This window comes from Streptomyces sp. KLMMK (genome assembly GCF_036961605.1).
Taxonomy (GTDB): Bacteria; Actinomycetota; Actinomycetes; order Streptomycetales; family Streptomycetaceae; genus Streptomyces; species Streptomyces telluris.
The window spans coordinates 1-1,723 of the sequence record NZ_JBAMDC010000699.1 but is presented as its reverse complement, the minus strand read 5'-3'; the positions used below and the strand labels follow the sequence as shown (position 1 = coordinate 1,723).

Sequence of the window (1,723 nt, the reverse complement as noted above, 5' to 3'; positions counted from 1 at the left end):
CCCGCGCCTAGGATCTCCGCATGACAGCGGACGCGGACACGGACACGGTGGACTCCACGAACACGGCCGGCACGGCCTCCTGGGCGCCCGGGGACCAGATCCTCTGGCGCTACCGGGGCAATGCCACGGACCGCGTCCACATCTGCCGCCCCGTCACCGTCGTGCAGGACACGGCCGACCTGCTCGCGGTCTGGGTCGCGCCGGGCACGGCCTGCGTGCGCCCGCTGCTCGCCGACGGCACCCCGGTCCACCAGGAGCCGCTCGCCACCCGCTACACCAAGCCCCGCACCACGGGCGTCTCCCCGTGGTCCGGCACAGGCGTGCTGAAGCTCGCCCGGCCCGGCGAGCCGTGGTCGGTCTGGCTGTTCTGGGACCGTGACTGGCGGTTCAAGAACTGGTACGTGAACCTGGAGGAGCCGCTGGCCCGCTGGACGGGCGGCGTGGACTCCGAGGACCACTTCCTCGACATCGCCGTCTACCCGGACCGCAGCTGGCAGTGGAAGGACGAGGACGAGTTCGCGCAGGCGCAGCAGGCGGGCCTGATGTCCGCCGGGCAGGCCGAGCGGGTGCGGGCGGCCGGGCGGGCCGCGGTCGAGCGGATCGAGTCCTGGGAGGCGCCGTTCGCGGCCGGCTGGGAGGCGTGGCGGCCGGATCCGGCGTGGCCCGTACCCGCCCTTCCGGACGACTGGGACCGTTCCCCGGCCCGGATCCGGGCATGAGGCGGGACGAAACCCCGGAGAGAACCGGCAACCGCTTGGCGTCGGCCCTCCGGGCAATCGTAGGATCGGCCTCCGCGGTACTGCACAGCAGCACGGCACGAGCAGAGCACGGCATGTGACGCTTGTTCACGGAATTACGGTCACAGAGAGGGCGGGCGCCGTGAGCGGTGACGAGAACCAGCGGGACTACGACGGCTACGCCCGTCCGGGGCTGGACCGCAGCGGTCAGGCCGAGGCGTTCGACGCGATAGGCCACCGCTACGACGAGGCCTTCCCGCACAAGGAGGGCCAGCTCGGCGCTGCCGCCTGGCTCGCGGCCGCCCTGCCGCCCGGCTCCCGCGTCCTGGACGTCGGCTGCGGCACCGGCCTGCCCACCGCCCTGCAACTGACCGGCGCGGGCCACCGCGTCGTGGGCGTCGACCTGTCCGCCGGCATGCTGGAGCTGGCCCGGGAGAACGTTCCCGGGGCCGACTTCCACCTGGCGGACCTGGCGGACCTGCGGGACGGCCGGCTGGGCGCCTTCGACGGCGTCACCGCGTTCTTCTCGCTGCTGATGCTGCCGCGCGCGGAGATCCCGCACGCCCTGCGGATGCTCCACGGGCTGCTGAGACCCGGGGGGTTGCTCGCCCTGTCGATGGTCGAGGCCGACGTGGACGACTACGCGATCCCGTTCCTGGGCAACACGATCCGGGTATCCGGATACCTGCGGGACGAACTGCGCCAGGTCGTGCGCGAAGCGGGTTTCGAAGTCGCCGGGGAGAACTCGCTGGCGTACGCCCCGGCGAGTACGGACGTACCACCCGAGATCCAGCTCTTCCTCAATCTGCGACGCGCCTGACCCACGGTGCACCCGCGCGAGCGGGCGCACGGCCCCGACGGATGGAACCCCACGCGTGACGGAGCACACCGACTCCCACGGAAGCCAGCGGATCGCCGCGGTGCGGCAGGCCGCCGCGCCCGCCGCTGCCTCTGCCCAGGAACCGGAACCGGGACGTCCCCGGCCG

General features: G+C 73.0%; 2 protein-coding genes. Both read left to right on the top strand.

From position 1 onward, the window contains the following. Positions 1-20 precede the first annotated feature (20 nt). Entirely contained in the window at positions 21-719 is a 699-nt protein-coding gene (gene fomD / locus V7793_RS37260; protein WP_336014133.1) for a cytidylyl-2-hydroxypropylphosphonate hydrolase, read from the top strand. 160 nt (positions 720-879) lie between these two features. Next, a complete protein-coding gene (locus tag V7793_RS37255; RefSeq protein ID WP_336014132.1) occupies positions 880-1,557 on the top strand; it encodes a class I SAM-dependent DNA methyltransferase in 678 nt (225 codons plus the stop codon). The last annotated feature ends 166 nt before the right edge of the window (positions 1,558-1,723 follow it).

Coding starts and splice junctions, on each gene's coding strand:
- fomD (WP_336014133.1), top strand. CDS start 21: ATGACAGCGGACGCGGACACGGACACGGTGGACTCCACGAACACGGCC.